Annotated in this window: 1 protein-coding gene; it reads left to right on the top strand. The window is 49.8% G+C overall.

The window, feature by feature from the left end:
• A partial coding sequence (locus tag R7Q09_RS27020; RefSeq protein WP_318144062.1) for a pyrroline-5-carboxylate reductase occupies positions 1 to 590 on the top strand: 590 nt, incomplete at both ends.

The following is a 590-nucleotide window of genomic DNA, read 5'->3' as shown; positions in this document are numbered from 1 at the left end:
CCTCGTGGCTAACGGCTACCCTGCACAAAACATTGTTGCAACCGCCCCATCAGAGGCGCGTCGTCTGCCGCTTGAGCAAGATTTTGGTATCCGCACCACCAGCGACAACATGCTAGCAGCGTCCGAGGCCGATGTGGTGGTTCTGTCTGTGAAACCACAAATGATGGCGGATGTTTGTAAACCTCTGCAATCTATCGACTTTAGCAACAAGCTCGTGATTTCTATTGCGGCAGGCATCAATTGTTCACGTTTGGATGAGATGCTAGCGACAAAATTGAATTTGGTTCGCGTCATGCCAAACACTCCATCTCAGTTGGGTTTGGGCATGAGTGGTTTATTCGCTCCAGAACATGTCAAAGAACAAGACAGAGCCTTTGCCGCAGAACTGATGCAAGCGGTTGGTAAAGTTTGCTGGGTGGAACAAGAATCAGGCATCAACAATGTGATTGCAGCAGCAGGCAGCGCTCCGGCATACTTCTTCCTGTTTATGGAAGCGATGCAAGCTGAAGCGATAGCTCAAGGTTTTGATAAAGAAACGGCTCGTTTGTTGGTTCAACAAGCAGCGCTGGGTGCGGCAAGTATGGTGGTGA

The sequence above is a fragment of the Vibrio sp. 2130-1 genome (assembly GCF_033339515.1).
This window is presented reverse-complemented; position numbering and strand designations above follow the sequence as displayed.